Annotated in this window: 13 protein-coding genes; 10 read left to right on the forward strand and 3 right to left on the reverse strand. The window is 74.0% G+C overall.

Going from position 1 to position 14474, the window contains the following annotated elements; all coding sequences use genetic code 11:
• Positions 1 to 69: 69 nt before the first annotated feature.
• Complete coding sequence (locus tag AC07BS_RS24625) at positions 70 to 3228, forward strand: beta-N-acetylglucosaminidase domain-containing protein (protein WP_478934562.1); 3159 nt, start codon at positions 70 to 72, stop codon at positions 3226 to 3228.
• A 62-nt stretch (positions 3229 to 3290) separates the two neighbouring features.
• Here the strand turns inward: AC07BS_RS24625 and AC07BS_RS24630 are convergent, their stop codons facing one another.
• Positions 3291 to 3827, reverse strand: coding sequence for an HNH endonuclease (locus AC07BS_RS24630; RefSeq protein ID WP_478641682.1), 537 nt, complete (start codon positions 3825 to 3827; stop codon positions 3291 to 3293).
• 279 nt (positions 3828 to 4106) lie between these two features.
• On the opposite strand from AC07BS_RS24630, the gene AC07BS_RS24635 reads away from it, so the two are divergent.
• Complete coding sequence (locus AC07BS_RS24635) at positions 4107 to 5183, forward strand: mechanosensitive ion channel family protein (RefSeq protein WP_478641683.1); 1077 nt, start codon at positions 4107 to 4109, stop codon at positions 5181 to 5183.
• A gap of 52 nt (positions 5184 to 5235) precedes the next feature.
• Here AC07BS_RS24635 and AC07BS_RS24640 read toward each other — a convergent pair whose 3' ends face one another.
• The gene (locus tag AC07BS_RS24640; RefSeq protein ID WP_478641685.1) at positions 5236 to 5751 is read right to left on the reverse strand and encodes an FBP domain-containing protein; all 516 of its coding nucleotides are present in this window, start codon (positions 5749 to 5751) and stop codon (positions 5236 to 5238) included.
• A 230-nt stretch (positions 5752 to 5981) separates the two neighbouring features.
• On the opposite strand from AC07BS_RS24640, the gene AC07BS_RS24645 reads away from it, so the two are divergent.
• From AC07BS_RS24645 to AC07BS_RS24670, 6 genes are all read left to right on the forward strand, one after another.
• A complete protein-coding gene (locus AC07BS_RS24645) occupies positions 5982 to 7139 on the forward strand; it encodes an ROK family transcriptional regulator (protein WP_478641687.1) in 1158 nt (385 codons plus the stop codon).
• 69 nt (positions 7140 to 7208) lie between these two features.
• Entirely contained in the window at positions 7209 to 8576 is a 1368-nt protein-coding gene (locus AC07BS_RS24650) for an extracellular solute-binding protein (RefSeq protein ID WP_478934505.1), read from the forward strand.
• 11 nt (positions 8577 to 8587) lie between these two features.
• Positions 8588 to 9544, forward strand: a complete 957-nt coding sequence (locus AC07BS_RS24655) for a carbohydrate ABC transporter permease (protein ID WP_478641689.1) — start codon at positions 8588 to 8590, stop codon at positions 9542 to 9544.
• A gap of 15 nt (positions 9545 to 9559) precedes the next feature.
• Positions 9560 to 10417 (forward strand): carbohydrate ABC transporter permease, encoded by an 858-nt coding sequence (locus tag AC07BS_RS24660; protein ID WP_478641691.1) that lies wholly within the window; start codon positions 9560 to 9562, stop codon positions 10415 to 10417.
• Positions 10414 to 11691 carry a 6-phospho-beta-glucosidase gene (locus tag AC07BS_RS24665; protein WP_478934507.1) on the forward strand — a complete coding sequence of 426 codons (1278 nt, stop codon included), beginning with the start codon at positions 10414 to 10416 and terminating at the stop codon, positions 11689 to 11691. The genes AC07BS_RS24660 and AC07BS_RS24665 overlap by 4 nt, the downstream gene beginning before the upstream one ends.
• Positions 11682 to 12665 (forward strand): N-acetylglucosamine kinase, encoded by a 984-nt coding sequence (locus AC07BS_RS24670; protein WP_478934509.1) that lies wholly within the window; start codon positions 11682 to 11684, stop codon positions 12663 to 12665. Before AC07BS_RS24665 ends, AC07BS_RS24670 begins: the two co-directional genes overlap by 10 nt.
• A 75-nt stretch (positions 12666 to 12740) precedes the next feature.
• Here AC07BS_RS24670 and AC07BS_RS24675 read toward each other — a convergent pair whose 3' ends face one another.
• Positions 12741 to 12926, reverse strand: a complete 186-nt coding sequence (locus AC07BS_RS24675) for a hypothetical protein (RefSeq protein WP_478934511.1) — start codon at positions 12924 to 12926, stop codon at positions 12741 to 12743.
• A gap of 154 nt (positions 12927 to 13080) precedes the next feature.
• Here AC07BS_RS24675 and melC1 point away from each other — a divergent pair, with 154 nt between their 5' ends.
• Both melC1 and melC2 read left to right on the forward strand, forming a co-directional pair.
• Positions 13081 to 13488, forward strand: a complete 408-nt coding sequence (gene melC1, locus AC07BS_RS24680; protein WP_478641697.1) for an apotyrosinase chaperone MelC1 — start codon at positions 13081 to 13083, stop codon at positions 13486 to 13488.
• Positions 13489 to 13539: 51 nt separating this feature from the next.
• A complete protein-coding gene (gene melC2 / locus AC07BS_RS24685; protein ID WP_478641698.1) occupies positions 13540 to 14361 on the forward strand; it encodes a tyrosinase MelC2 in 822 nt (273 codons plus the stop codon).
• The last annotated feature ends 113 nt before the right edge of the window (positions 14362 to 14474 follow it).

Consider the following 14474-nt stretch of genomic DNA (forward strand, 5'->3'; position numbering starts at 1 on the left):
TGCCCCCGGCCACCCGTGGGGCATTACCGGCAGTTCGGTCAGCTGCGTTGACACGTCCTGCCCCTGGTGATGGGCTCGTCGCTCATCGGGCGTGACACCAGGGGCAAGGAGATAGCCGTGCGGTTCCCGGGCGACGATCCCTCGGACGACCCCTCGTCCGCCGGCGACGACCGGCGGCGGCCCGGCCGTGCCCTGGGCACGGGCCGGCTCGGCAGGGTGGTCCCCTCCGGCGGCCGGCGGGCCGGGGTGACCGTGCTGGCGGCCGCCCTCCTCGGCGGGCTGCTGGGCAACGCCGGTGACGCCCTCGCCGATCCCGGGCCCTCGGCGGCGGCGGGCGCGGCGGGCGCCGACGCCCCGGACCGCGAGAGCGCCGGCGGGCTGCCGCCGGTCTGGCCGCGCCCCCAGTCGGCACGCGCCCAGGGCGCGTTCGCCCGGGTGGGTGACGAGGTCACCCTGATGGCGGACCAGGGCACCGATCCGTACGCCGTCGAGGCGCTGCGCGAGGTGCTGCGCTCGGCGGGGGCCCGTACGGTCGTGGACGCCCAGCCCGGTGGCACCCCGCCGCCGGACGGGCTCATCGTCTACGCGGGCGGGCAGGCCGCCGAGGAGGCGCTGCGCGCGCTGGGCGCGGGCCCGGTCGCCGACCTGCCGCGGGGCGGCTACCGCCTGGCCACGGGCCAGGTGGGCGGGCGGCCGGCGGTGGCGCTGGCGGGCATGGGCCCGGACGGGCTCTTCCACGCCGCGCAGACGCTGCGCCAGCTGGTCGTGGCGCGGGACGGCGGGCGGGGCTTCGCCGGCGCGGTGATCCGGGACTGGCCGGGCACGGCGGTGCGCGGGCTGACCGAGGGCTTCTACGGGCGGCCCTGGACCCAGCGGCAGCGCCTGGACCAGCTGGACTTCATGGGCCGCACCAAGCTCAACCGCTATCTCTACGCGCCCGGCGACGACCCCTTCCGCCAGGCCCGCTGGCGCGACCCGTACCCGGCCGGGCAGCGGGCGGAGTTCCGGGCGCTGGCCGAGCGCGCCCGCCGCAACCATGTGACCCTCGGGTGGGCCGTCTCGCCCGGCCAGGGCCTGTGCTTCTCCTCCGCCGGGGACATGCGGGCCCTGAAGCGGAAGGTCGACGCCATGTGGGCGCTGGGGGTGCGCGCCTTCCAGTTGCAGTTCCAGGACGTCAGCTACAGCGAGTGGCACTGCGACGCGGACGCCGAGGCGTTCGGTTCGGGGCCCAAGGCGGCGGCGAAGGCGCAGGCCAGGGTGGCGGGCGAGCTGGCCCGGCACCTGGCGGCCAAGGGCGACGAGGCGGCCCCGCTGTCCCTGCTGCCGACCGAGTACTACCAGGACGGCCGCACGGCCTTCCGGCGGGCGCTGGCCGGGATGCTGGACCCGCGCGTGGAGGTGGCGTGGACCGGTGTGGGGGTGGTGCCCAAGACCATCACCGGCGGCGAACTGGCGGACGCCCGCTCGGCCTTCGGCCACCCGCTGGTGACCATGGACAACTACCCGGTCAACGACTTCGCGCAGGACCGTATCTTCCTCGGCCCCTACACCGGCCGGGAACCGGCCGTGGCCACCGGCTCGGCGGCGCTGCTCGCCAACGCCTCCGCGCAGCCCACGGCGTCGCGCATCCCGCTGTTCACCACCGCCGACTTCGCCTGGAACCCGCGCGGCTACCGCCCGGACGAGTCCTGGCGGGCCGCCGTCGACGACCTGGCGGGCGAGGACGGCCCCACCCGCGAGGCGCTGCGGGCGCTGGCCGGCAACGACGCCTCCTCGGTGCTCGGCGGCGAGGAGTCGGCCTACCTGCGGCCGCTGCTGGACGACTTCTGGGCCGCGCTGGGCGGCTCCGACGGCGGCCGGCTGGAGGGGGCGGCGGAGAAGCTGCGGGCCGCCTTCCGCACGATGGCCGGGGCCGGGGACCGGCTCGCCCCCACCCTGGGCGCCGAGGTCCGGCCGTGGCTGGAGCAGCTGGCGCGGCACGGCGAGGCGGGCGTGCGGGCCGTGGACATGCTCACCGCCCAGGCGCGCGGCGACGGCGCGGCGGCCTGGCGCGCCCAGCTGGACGTGCAGCGGCTGCGCGCCCTGATCGGCGCGGACCGGGCGACCGTGGGCAAGGGCGTGCTGACGCCCTTCCTGGACCGGGCGCTGGCCCGCGCCAACGGCTGGACCGGCGTGGACCGGCCGCTGCGCACGGCGGGCCGGGCCACCGACGGCGACGCGTCCACCGTCGTCCGCCCCACGGCCGGCGAGCCGCTGTCGGTACGGCTGCCCGAGCCGCACCCGCTGACCGTCGTCACCCTGCTCACCGAGCCGGGCACCGCGGGCCCGGCGGGCACGGTCGAGGCCCACGACCCGGAGAAGGGCTGGCAGGCGCTGGGCCCGGTGGACGGCAGCGGCTGGACGCAGGTGCCGGGCAAGGGGATGCGGGCGGACGCGCTGCGGGTGGTGTGGAGCGGGGCCGCGGCGGCGGCGCCACCGGCGGTGCACGAGTTCACCCCGTGGTTCGCCGACACCCGCTCGGCCGTCTTCGAGCTGGGCCCCGGCGAGGTGGACGCGGAGTCCGGCGGCGGGCCGGCGGTCGTCGAGGCCCGCATGATCAACCAGCGGCCGGAGACGGTCCGCGAGAAGCTGACCGTCAAGGCGCCCGACGGTGTCACCGTCAAGGCGCCGGCCGAGCTCTCCGCGGTGCGCGGGGGCGTCACCACGGCGCGGATCGAGCTGACGGTGCCGGCCGGGAGCCCGGGCCGGGTGTTCACGGTGCCGGTGAGCCTCGCCGGGCAGGAGCGGACGGTGACCGTCCGGGCGCATCCGCCGACCGGGGGACCGGACCTGGCCCCGGGCGGCCGGGCCACCTCCTCGGGCGACGAGACCGCCCGCTTCACGGCCGCCGCGGCCATCGACGGCGATCCTCGCACCCGCTGGTCGTCCCGCCCCGAGGACGACGCCTGGTGGCAGCTGGAGCTGGCCCGTCCGGTGCGGCTGGGCCGGCTGGTGCTCCACTGGCAGGAGGCCCACCCCGCCCGCTACCGCGTGCAGGTGTCGCCCGACGGCCGCACCTGGCGGGACGCGGCCGCCGTCGCCCGGAGCGCGGGCGGCGTGGAGGAGGTGCGGATGGACGCGCCGGACGCCCGTTTCGTACGCGTCCAGGGCGAGAAGCGGGCCACGCGCTTCGGCTATTCGCTGTGGCGGGTGGAGGCGTACGCCGTGAAGGAGTCCGCGAGGAGCTGACCCGGGCCGGCGTCGTACGCGGGGTGCCGTCGGGCCCCGCGTACGACGATGGCCCGGTCCTCTCAGGCGGAGATGCCGTCGATCCGGGCCATCGCGTCCTCCGCGCCGTATGCCTCCAGATACGGCAGCCAGCGCGGGTCCCTATGGCCCGTGCCGATGATCCGCCAGGCCAGGCCGGACGGTGGTGCCGGGGTGTGGCGCAGCCGCCAGCCGAGCTCGGCGACCTGCCGGTCGGCCTTGACGTGATTGCAGCGGCGGCAGGCCGCCACCACGTTCTCCCAGGCGTGCTGGCCGCCTCGGCTGCGCGGGACGACGTGGTCGACGCTGGTTGCGACGCCACCGCAGTAGGCGCAGCGCCCGCCGTCGCGGGCGAAGAGGGCACGGCGGGTGAGGGGGACGGGGCCCCGAAAGGGCACCCGCACGAAGCGCTTCAGCCGCACGACGCTGGGCGCTGGGACGGTGCAGGACGCGCTGTGCAGAAAGGCGCCGGAGTCCTCGAGGCTGACGGCCTTCTCATTGAGGACGAGTATGAGCGCGCGGCGGAGCGGTACGACGCCGAGCGGCTCGTACGACGCGTTGAGGACCAGGACATGCGGCACGGGTGCCTCCTTGTACGCCGGCGGCGCGTGGCTCGCGCCGGGACGATCTCCTGCAAGTGTCCCCTGGCCCCCGGTACCGGCGCCACCATCACCGGGTAACGGGTCTCAGGTGTTTTGGAGCACACCGGGGAGCTCGGCTCGACCCACCACGGCCATCCCCGCACAGGAACGGTCGCGTATCGAACAGAACAACGGGGCACCTTGCCTGCCCCGTTAGTGTGGTGAACCGCCCGTGTCGTTCCTTGACGCGGTCACGTCCCACACCGAAGGGTTCCTGCTGTGTTCTGGTCCGCTGCCCTGGCCGCAGACTCGACGCCCCGTCCCACGTCCCTGGACGAGGCCCAACGCACGGCGAACGACGCCGCGGGCTGGGTCGAGGAGAACTGGTCCGTCTGGCTCAGCAACGGTCTGCGCATCGTCCTCATCCTGGCGATCGCGGTGGCCGCGCGCTCGCTGATCCGGCGCGCCATCACCCGGCTGATAGCGCGGATGAACCGCACCGCCCAGGCCGTCGACGGCACGGCCCTGGGCAGCCTGCTGGTCAACGCCGAACGGCGCCGGCAGCGCTCGGAGGCCATCGGCTCGGTGCTGCGCAGCGTCGCCTCGTTCCTGATCATGGGTACGGCGGCCCTGACGGTGCTCTCCGTACTCAAGATCAACCTCGCGCCGCTGCTGGCCAGCGCCGGTGTGGCCGGTGTGGCCATCGGTTTCGGCGCGCGGAACCTGGTCACCGACTTCCTCTCGGGCGTCTTCATGATCCTGGAGGACCAGTACGGCGTCGGCGACACCGTCGACGCCGGGGTGGCCTCCGGCGAGGTGATCGAGGTCGGGCTGCGGGTGACCAAGCTGCGCGGCGCCGACGGCGAGATCTGGTACGTGCGCAACGGCGAGGTCAAGCGGATCGGCAACCTCAGCCAGGGCTGGGCGACCGCGGGCGTCGACGTCCAGGTCCGCGCCGACGAGGACCTGGACCGGGTCCGCGAGGTGATCGTCCGGACCGGCGAGGAGATGCAGAAGGCGGAGCCCTGGAGCGAGCGGCTGTGGGAGCCGGTCGAGGTCCTGGGCCTGAACGCCGTCCACCTCGACTCGGTGGTCGTCCGGGTCTCGGCGAAGACGATGCCGGGCAAGGCTCTCGGCGTGGAGCGCGAGCTGCGCTGGCGGATCAAGCGGGCGCTGGACGCGGAGGGCATCGGCATCGTGGGCCGGCCGGCCGAGCCGGACCTGGAGACCACGCCGCTCCCGGACCCGGCGGCCACGGTGGCCGCCCCGTCCGCGCTGGCCAACCCCACGTCCCCGCAGTCCCAGGCGACGGTCCCGATCCCGCCGGCGCCGCCGGGCGCCGTACTGGGCAAGTAGGCACCGCACGGGAGGGCTCCTCGCCACGACGGCGAGGGGCCCTCCCTTCGCGTCAGTCCCGCTCCGGCCGGCCCTGGAGGACCTTGTCCAGGAACTGGTCGAGGTTGGCCGTCATCCGGGCCAGCCGCTCCTCGACCGTGAGCGTCTCCTTGTACCGCAGGGTCAGCTCGGGCACCTTGCGGCCCCGTACGTACAGCGGGCAGGCCAGGTCCGCGCAGATGTAGGCGCCGACCGTGTTGCCGTCGCGGCCGGAGGCCCCGACCCGGCGGGCGGCGAGCAGGGAGACGCCCGAGCCGGGGTGGGTGGTCAGGCACAGCGAGCACATCGTGGTCTTGGCCAGACTGCGCGGCCCGCCCTGCGGCGCCCTCAGCGTCACACCCACGGGCGCGCCGTCCCGCATCGCGACGAGGTAGCCGCGGTCGGGCGCGCCCGGATCGCGCCAGCCGAGGAAGTCCAGATCCGCCCAGGGCAGTTCGGACAGCCCCTTGGGCAGGCTGATCCTGCGCGCCTCGCCCTTCGAGCAGTTGACGAAGGAGGCGCGTAGGGCGTTGTCGCCGAGTTGTTCCATGTGGCGGGAAACTAACAGCGGAACGCCGGGCGTGTCGCATGATTTTCCGCTGTGCGCGGGGGCGGGAAAAGGGGGACCGGAGGTCCCTTGACGGCCACCGGAACGCGGCATACCGTCCCAGGATCGATAGGAAGCCTTCTTTACAGACCCCCCACCGCCTTTCCTTCGACAGACGGGTGCCATCCATGGCCGGAGCCGGAATGCCCGGGACACCACGCGTACTGCGGGCCATGAACGACCGCGCCGCGCTCGACCTCCTCCTCACCCACGGCCCCCTCACCCGCACCCGCCTCGGCGAGCTCACCGGGCTGTCCAAGCCCACCGCCTCCCAGCTGCTCGGCCGGCTGACCGCCGCCGGGCTGGTCCGCACCACCGGCAGCGTCACCGGCCGCCCCGGGCCCAGCGCCCTGCTGTACGGGATCGACCCGGCCGTCGCCCATGTCGCCGGGCTCGCCGTCGACGAGGAGGGCATCACCGCCGCCGTCGCCGACATCACCGGCACCGTCGTGGGCGAGCACCGCGTCGCGGCCCCCGCCACCGCCGCGCACATACGCGAACGCACCGGCGAGCTGGTGGCCGAGGCGGTGGACGGCGCCCTGGCCGCCGCCGGGCTCGGCAGCGCCGACCTGCGCCTGACCGTCATCGGCACCCCCGGCGCCCTCGACCCCCGCACCCAGGTCCTGCGCTACGCCCCCCACCTGCCCGGCTGGCACGCGCCCACCCTGCGCGCGGACCTCGCCGCGCTCCTGGGTACCCCCGTCGTCATCGAGAACGACGTCAACCTCGTCGCCGTGGCCGAGCGCCACGGGGGCGTGGCCGAGGACGCCGACGACTTCGTCCTGCTCTGGGTCGACGAGGGCGTCGGCGCCGCGATCACGCTCGGCGGGCGGCTGCTGCGCGGCGCGACGGGCGGGGCGGGCGAGGTCGGCTATCTGCCGCTGCCCGGCGCCCCGCTGGTGCGCGGCGGTCCCGAGGCCACCGCGGGCCCGGACGGCGGGGGCGGCTTCCAGCTGCTCGTGGGCTCCCCGGCCGTGCTCCGGCTCGCCCGCGCGCACGGCCTCGACGCGCCGACCGCTCCCCGCGCCCTGGAGCTCGCCGCGGCCTCACCGGGCCCGGGCGACCGCGTCCTGGCCGAGCTGGCCGCGCGGGTGGCCACCGGGCTGGCGGCGATCGTCGCCGTCGTCGACCCGGGGCTGGTGGTGCTCGGCGGCGAGGTCTGCCGGGCCGGCGGGGAGCGGCTGCGCGCCCTGATCGAGGGCGAGCTGGCGGCGCTGGCGCTGCCCTGTCCCACCGTGCGGCTGAGCGGCGTCGAGGGCTCCCCCATCCTGGCCGGCGCGCTGCACAGCGCCCTGGCCATCGCCCGCGACACCGTCTTCGACACCGCCTGAGCGTCCGTCCCCTCCCGTCCTCCGCACGTCGCGTCACTTCCCCGCCCCCTGCCCCAAGGAAGTACCGCCATGCCACGCTTACGCATCCCCGTACGCCGGCGCCGCGCGCCGTACGCCGGCGTCGTCGCCGCCCTCCTCACGACGGCGGCGTTACTCGCCGGCTGTGCCTCGCCCCCCGCCGGCAGCGACGGGGGCGACCCCGGCCGGGACCCCGTCACCCTGCGGTTCTGGCACGGCTGGTCGGAGAAGAGCGAGGTGCGGGCCGTCGACGCGGCCATCGCCCGGTTCGAGCGGCGGCACCCCGGGATCCGGGTGAAGACCACCGGGAACGTCACCGACGCCACCATGAACCAGGCGCTACGGGCCGGCGGCGGCGCCGGGCCCGATGTCGTGTCGTCCTTCACCACCAACAACGTCGGCCAGTACTGCTCCTCGGGCATGTGGGCCGACCTCGACCCCTATCTGCGCCGCTCGGGGCTGGTGAAGGAGGACGTCTTCCCGCGCACCCTGCTCGACTACACCTCCTACGGGGGCCGCCAGTGCGCACTGCCCCTGCTGGCCGACGCGTACGGCCTCTACTACGACGCGGACGCCTTCGAAAAGGCCGGGATCACCCGGCCGCCGCGCACCATGTCGGAATTCCGGGACGCCGCCGTCCGCCTCACCGAACGGACACCGGACGGCTCGTACCGGCGGGTGGGATTCATGCCGGACTTCCGCTTCTACCAGAACTCCCCGGACCGGCTCTTCGCCCAGTGGGGCCCGCGCTATTTCGACGCGAAGGGCCGCTCCCTGCTGTCCCGGGAGAACGCCGCGCGGGAATTCCTCACCTTTCAGCGCACTCTGGTGGAGGCCCTCGGCGGATACGGGCCGCTGGAGAAGTTCCGCACCACCTTCGGCGACGAGATGTCCCCGCGGAACGCCTTTCTCGCGGGAAAGGTGGCGATGCACCTCGACGGGGAGTGGCGGGGCCGGATGCTGACGGAGGCGAAGGCCCCGTTCCGCTGGGCGACGGCCCCGCTGCCGGTGCCGGACCAGCTGGCCGCCACCTACGGGCGGGGCTACCTCACCGGCACGGTGGTGGGCGTCGCGCACAGCAGCCGGCACCGCAACGCCGCGTGGGAGCTGGTGCGGTTCCTGACGACCGACACCGAACAGGTCGTCGCGCTCGCGAACGCCCTCCACAACGTCCCCTCCACCAAGGCGGCGCTCGCCTCGCCGGACCTCGACGCCGACCCGGCGTTCCGCACCTTCCTCGGCATCGCCGCCCACCCGTACAGCACCGGCATGCCGCCCTCCGTCAACGGCGGCCAGTACATCCTCTCCCTCCAGGACTTCGCCTACGACGTCGAGGCGGGCCGGGTCCGCGACCTCGCCGAGGGGCTGCGCCGGCTCGACCGGCGGATCGACGACGACACCCTCCAGTCCGCCGACTGACGGAGCCCGCCATGGACCGCACCGCTCCCCTCCCCCGCGCCCTGCGCCGCAGACGCACCCGCGAACGCCTGCGGACGCTCGCCTTCCTCTCCCCCTGGCTCGTCGGCTTCTCCGTCTTCTTCGGCTACCCGCTGGCCGCCACCGTCTACTTCTCCTTCACGCGCTACAACCAGATCCGGCCGCCCACCTTCGTCGGCCTGCGCAACTGGGTGTACGTCTTCGACCGGATGCCGCTCTTCGGCCCGGCCCTGTGGAACACGCTGTGGCTGGTCGTGGTCATGGTGACGCTGCGGGTGGTCTTCGGGCTGGGCGTCGGGATGCTGGCCGTCCGCCTCAGGACGGGGAAGGGCTTCTTCCGTACCGCCTTCTTCCTGCCCTGCCTCGCCCCGCCCGTGGCCGCGACGGTCGCCTTCGTCTTCCTGCTCAACCCCGGCACAGGGCCGGTCAACGAGGCCCTGGGCACGCTCGGGATCTCCGCGCCGAACTGGTTCAACGACCCCGCCTGGGCCAAGCCGTCGCTGGTGCTGCTGTCGCTGTGGGGCATCGGGGACCTGATGGTCGTCTTCCTGGCCGCGCTCCTGGACGTGCCGAAGGAGCGGTACGAGGCCGCCGAGCTGGACGGAGCGGGCCCCCTCACCACGTTCCGCCACATCACCTGGCCGGCGATCACCCCGGTGGTGATGTTCGCGGTCGTGACGGGCGTCGTCCAGACGATGCAGTACTACACCCAGGCGCTGGTCGCCGGGAAGCTGGCGTCAGGGGTCAGCGTCGGCCCGGGCACCTCCATCCAGCCCGGCTACCCCGACCACTCCACCCTGACCCTCACCCAGCTCGTCTACTCGCTGGGCTTCCAGAACTTCAACACCGGCGCCGCGTGCGTGCTCTCCCTGGTGCTCTTCGCCGTCGCCCTCGCCGCCACCACGCTCCTGCTGCGCGGCCGCGCCGCCCTGCTCACGGCGGAGGACTGACCCATGAGCCGACCCATGAGCCGACCCCTGAGCCCGGCGGACCGGAGGCGCCGGCGCATCCTGTACTGGATCGCCGTCCACACCACCGCCGTGGCCACGGCACTCTTCTTCCTGCTGCCGTTCGTCTTCGTCCTCCTCACCTCCGTGATGGGCGACGACCAGGCGATGGGCGGCGAGCTGTGGCCCCGCGCCTGGCACTGGTCCAACTACGCGGAGGTCTTCCGCACCCCCGGCTTCCTCACCTGGTGGCGCAACTCCCTGCTGTACGCCGGGCTGGGCACCCTGTTCACGGTGTGCTCCTCCGTCCCGGTCGCCTACGCGCTGGCGAAGTTCCGCTTCCGCGGTCGCCGCCCCGCCCTGGTCCTCGTCGTCGCCACGATGATGCTGCCGCCGCAGGTCGTCGTGATCCCCATGTACCTCGTATGGGCGCAGCAGCTGCACCTGTCGGGGACACTGTGGCCGCTGGTGATCCCCCTGGCGTTCGGCGACGCGTACTCCGTCTTCCTGTTGCGCCAGTTCCTGCTGACGATCCCCACCGAGTACCTGGAGTCGGCCAGGATCGACGGCTGCGGCGAGCTGCGCACCCTGCTGCGCGTCGTGGTGCCGATGGCCCGGCCGGGCATCGCGGCGATCTCCCTGTTCCAGTTCTTCTTCTGCTGGAACGATTACTTCGGACCGCAGATCTACACGGCCCAGAACCCTGGCGCGTGGACACTGAGCTACGGCCTGGAGTCGTTCCGAAGCGCCCACGGCGTCGACTGGAACCTGACCATGGCCGCGACCGTGCTGGTCATGGCCCCCGTGATCCTCGTTTTCTTCTTCGCCCAGAAGGCCTTCGTCGAAGGCGTCACACTGACAGGAGTCAAGGGTTGAAGCTCGCAGTGGTGGGTGGCGGCTCCACCTACACCCCCGAACTCGTCGACGGATTCGCCCGGTTGCACCACGTACTGCCGGTCACGGAGCTGGTGCTGGCCGACCCGGACGCCGGGCGCCTGGAGCCGGTGGGCGGCCTGGCCCGGCGCATCCTCGCCCGGCAGGGCCATCCCGCCCGCCTCTCGTGGACCACCGACCTGGACGCCGCCGTGGACGGCGCCGACGCGGTCCTGCTGCAACTGCGCGTGGGCGGCCAGGCGGCGCGGCAGCGGGACGAGACCTGGCCCCTGGAGTGCGGCCGCCTCGGGCAGGAGACCACCGGCGCGGGCGGTCTGGCGAAGGCGCTGCGGACCGTCCCCGTCGTCCTGGACATCGCCGAGCGGGTGCGCCGCCGCAACCCCGCCGCCTGGATCGTCGACTTCACCAACCCCGTCGGCATCGTCACCCGCGCGCTGCTGACGGCCGGGCACCGCGCGGTCGGGCTGTGCAACGTGGCCATCGGCTTCCAGCGGAAGTTCGCCGCGCTGCTGGGCACGGCCCCGGAGGAGGTCGAGCTGGAGCACGTGGGCCTCAACCACCTCACCTGGGAGCGCGCCGTGCGCGTCGGCGGCCGGGACGTCCTGCCCGGCCTGCTCGCGGAGCACGGCGCGGCGATCGCGGCCGACCTGCGCCTGCCGCGCGAGCTTCTCGACCGGCTGGGCGTCGTGCCCTCCTACTACCTGCGCTACTTCTACGAGCACGACGCCGTCGTCCGGGAGCTGCGCGCGAAGCCCTCGCGGGCGGCCGAGGTGGCGGCGATGGAACGGGAGCTGCTGGCGATGTACGCCGATCCCGCGCTGGACGAGAAGCCGGCGCTGCTGGCGAAGCGGGGCGGCGCCTTCTACTCGGAGGCGGCGGTGGCCCTGACGGCCGCCCTGCTGGGCGGCGGGCCGGACGGCTCTCCCCCGGCCGCACGGAACGTCCAGGTGGTCAACACGTTCAACAACGGCACCTTGCCCTTCCTGCCCGACGACGCGGTCGTCGAGGTGCCGGCCGCCGTGGACGCGCGCGGCGCCCGGCCGCTGCCCGTACGGCCGCTGGAGCCGCTCTTCGCCGGGCTGGTGGCGGCGGTGACGGCGTACGAGCACCTGGCGCTGGAGGCGGCGCTCAAGGGGGGCCGCGACCGGGTGTTCGCGGCCCTGCTGGCCCATCCGCTGATCGGGCAGACGGCGTACGCGGACCGGCTGACCGACGAGCTGCTCGCGCACAACCGGGAGCACCTCCCGTGGGCGTGAACGAGGCGCTGCTCGCCATCGACGCGGGCAACAGCAAGACGGACGTGGCGGTGCTGGACACGGAGGGCCGGGTGCTGGCCACGGCGCGCGGCGGGGGTTTCCAGCCGCCGGCGCTGAACGCCGGGCGGGCGGTGGCGGGCCTCGCGGGGGTCGTCGACCGGGCGGTGGAGCGGTCCGGGGTCCCGGCCGCGCGGGTGGCGCACGTCCAGGCGTGCCTGGCCAACGCCGACCTGCCGGTGGAGGAGGAGCACCTGGCGGCGGAGCTCGCCGGCTATCCGTGGGGGCGGGCGGTGACGGTCGCCAACGACACGTTCGCCCTGCTGCGCGCGGGGCTGCCGGACGGGGGCGAGCCGACGGGCGTCGCCGTGGTGTGCGGGGCGGGCATCAACTGCTCGGGCTACGCGCCCGGCGGGCGGACCGCGCGCTTCGCCGCCGTCGGGCGGATCTCCGGCGACTGGGGCGGCGGTGGGGGCCTGGCGGAGGAGGCCCTGTGGTCGGCGGCGCGCGCGGCCGACGGCCGGGGCGAGCCCACGGCCCTCGCCTCGGCGCTGCCCGCCCACTTCGGGCTGGCCGGCATGCCGGAGCTGATCGAGGCCCTGCACCTGCGGCGGATCGACTGGCCGCGGCACCACGAGCTGACGCCCGTGCTCTTCGCGGTGGCGGCCGCCGGTGACGCGGTCGCCCGGTCCCTGGTGGTCCGCCAGGCCGACGAGGTCGTCGTCATGGCGGTGAGCGCGCTGTCCCGGCTGGGGCTGCTGCACGAGCCGGTGCCGGTGGTGCTCGGCGGCGGCGTGCTCGCGGCGCGCCACCCGCTGCTGCACGAGCGGATCGTGACGCGCCTGGCCGCGCGGGCGCCCCGCGCGGTGCCGAGGGTGGTCACCGCGCCGCCCGTGCTGGGCGCGGCGCTGCTGGCCCTCGACCGGGCCGGGGCACCGGCCGCGGCCCACGAGCGGCTGCGCAAGCACTACGCGTAGGGGCCGCCCGGGGCGTTCCCGCGCACGGCCGTGGCGTCCGTCCCGGGTGGCCGGATTCCACGGCCGTGCGCGTGTTCACGTCATCTTCACATCGTGAGAGACGTCACCGGCCGGGACCATCGGCCGCAAATCCTCCGGACCGGCCCCTTTCGGAGCGCCGTACTTCCTGACGATCGCGTCAGCAACGGGACGGCTCAGAAATTTCTCTTCTGACATTAGTTGACCGTTCATATACCCAATGTCCGTATTCAGGGCGCTCATTTCTCCCCCTCTCCGGCCTCGTGCAAGCATCCGGCCACGCACGGATTGATCACGAAATACGACCAACAGCCGCTGAAATCCGCCCCAAAAGGACGACTCGCGGCCTCGTGGCAACCCCTGCTCCCGACCACCCGCATCCCGAGGGGGGATACCCATGTCCAAGACCGTCACCCGCCGCTTCGTCCTCCGCGGCACCGCCGTCGCCGTGGCCGGCGCCGCGCTCGCCGGCGCGGCCGGCATCGCCACCGCCGAGTCCGGCCCCCGCACGGCGGACCACTCCGGTCACGGCGGCGACCACGGCGCCCACGGCCCCCAGGCCTTCGACGAGACCTACAAGGGCCGCCGCATCGTCGGCGCCCCCGCCACCGGTGGCCACGCGGCCCACCACGGCGGCTTCGCCGTGACCATCGACGGCAAGGAGCTGCACGTCATGCAGAACGCGGACGGCAGCTGGATCAGCGTCGTGAACCACTACCAGACCTTCGCCGACCCGCTGGCGCTGACGCGCGCCGCCGTCGACAAGCTCCAGGGCGCCGTGCTCGTCCCGATCGCCACCTCCTGACCCCGCCGCCACCGGCCGACCCACCCCCGACCCGAGAGGACCCGAACCCCGATGGCAGTGCGCAAGAACCAGGCGACCCTGACCGCGACCGAGAAGCGCAACTTCGTCAACGCCGTGCTGGCGCTGAAGAAGAACGGCCGCTATGACGAATTCGTGCGGACGCACAACGAGTTCATCATGAGCGACAGAGACAACAGCGACCGCGTGGGCCACCGCTCGCCGTCCTTCCTCCCCTGGCACCGCCGCTTCCTCATCCAGTTCGAGCAGGAGCTCCAGAAGGTCGACTCCTCCGTCACGCTCCCCTACTGGGACTGGACGGCCGACCGGACGACCACCGCCTCCATATTCGCGGCCGACTTCCTCGGCGGCACCGGCCGCAGCCGCGACTCGCAGGTCACCACCGGCCCGTTCGCCTACTCGACCGGCCAGTGGAACATCAACGTCTCGGTGGACAGCCGCCCCTACCTCCAGCGCGAGCTGGGGGCCGCCGTCCGCGCGCTGCCCACCCGCGCCGAGGTGGACTCCGTCCTCGCCATGACCACCTACGACATGGCCCCCTGGAACAGCGCCTCCGACGGCTTCCGCAACCACCTGGAGGGCTGGCGCGGCGTCAACCTCCACAACCGCGTCCACGTCTGGATAGGCGGCCAGATGGCCACCGGTGTCTCCCCCAACGACCCGGTCTTCTGGCTGCACCACTGCTTCATCGACAAGCTGTGGGCCGACTGGCAGCGCCTCCACCCCACCTCGACCTACCTGCCCACCGGCAACACGGCCGACGTCGTGGACCTCAACGACACCATGCGCCCGTGGAACAACGTCACCCCGGCCGACATGCTGGACCACACGAAGTTCTACACCTACGACCGCTGACGGCACCCCGCCGCACGTCCGCGGCCGTCCCGGGGGGGGGGGGGGGGGGGGGGGGAGAAGGGACCAGGGGGGGGGGGGAAAGGACCGACATGCTTCTCCCCCCACACGAAAAA

The sequence above is a fragment of the Streptomyces sp. NPDC044063 genome (assembly GCF_056434285.1).

Coding starts and splice junctions, on each gene's coding strand:
- melC1 (WP_478641697.1), top strand. CDS start 13,081: ATGTCCAAGACCGTCACCCGCCGCTTCGTCCTCCGCGGCACCGCCGTC.
- AC07BS_RS24625 (WP_478934562.1), top strand. CDS start 70: ATGGGCTCGTCGCTCATCGGGCGTGACACCAGGGGCAAGGAGATAGCC.
- AC07BS_RS24675 (WP_478934511.1), bottom strand. CDS start 12,926: ATGAGCGCCCTGAATACGGACATTGGGTATATGAACGGTCAACTAATG.
- AC07BS_RS24650 (WP_478934505.1), top strand. CDS start 7,209: ATGCCACGCTTACGCATCCCCGTACGCCGGCGCCGCGCGCCGTACGCC.
- melC2 (WP_478641698.1), top strand. CDS start 13,540: ATGGCAGTGCGCAAGAACCAGGCGACCCTGACCGCGACCGAGAAGCGC.
- AC07BS_RS24655 (WP_478641689.1), top strand. CDS start 8,588: ATGGACCGCACCGCTCCCCTCCCCCGCGCCCTGCGCCGCAGACGCACC.
- AC07BS_RS24660 (WP_478641691.1), top strand. CDS start 9,560: ATGAGCCGACCCCTGAGCCCGGCGGACCGGAGGCGCCGGCGCATCCTG.
- AC07BS_RS24645 (WP_478641687.1), top strand. CDS start 5,982: ATGAACGACCGCGCCGCGCTCGACCTCCTCCTCACCCACGGCCCCCTC.
- AC07BS_RS24640 (WP_478641685.1), bottom strand. CDS start 5,751: ATGGAACAACTCGGCGACAACGCCCTACGCGCCTCCTTCGTCAACTGC.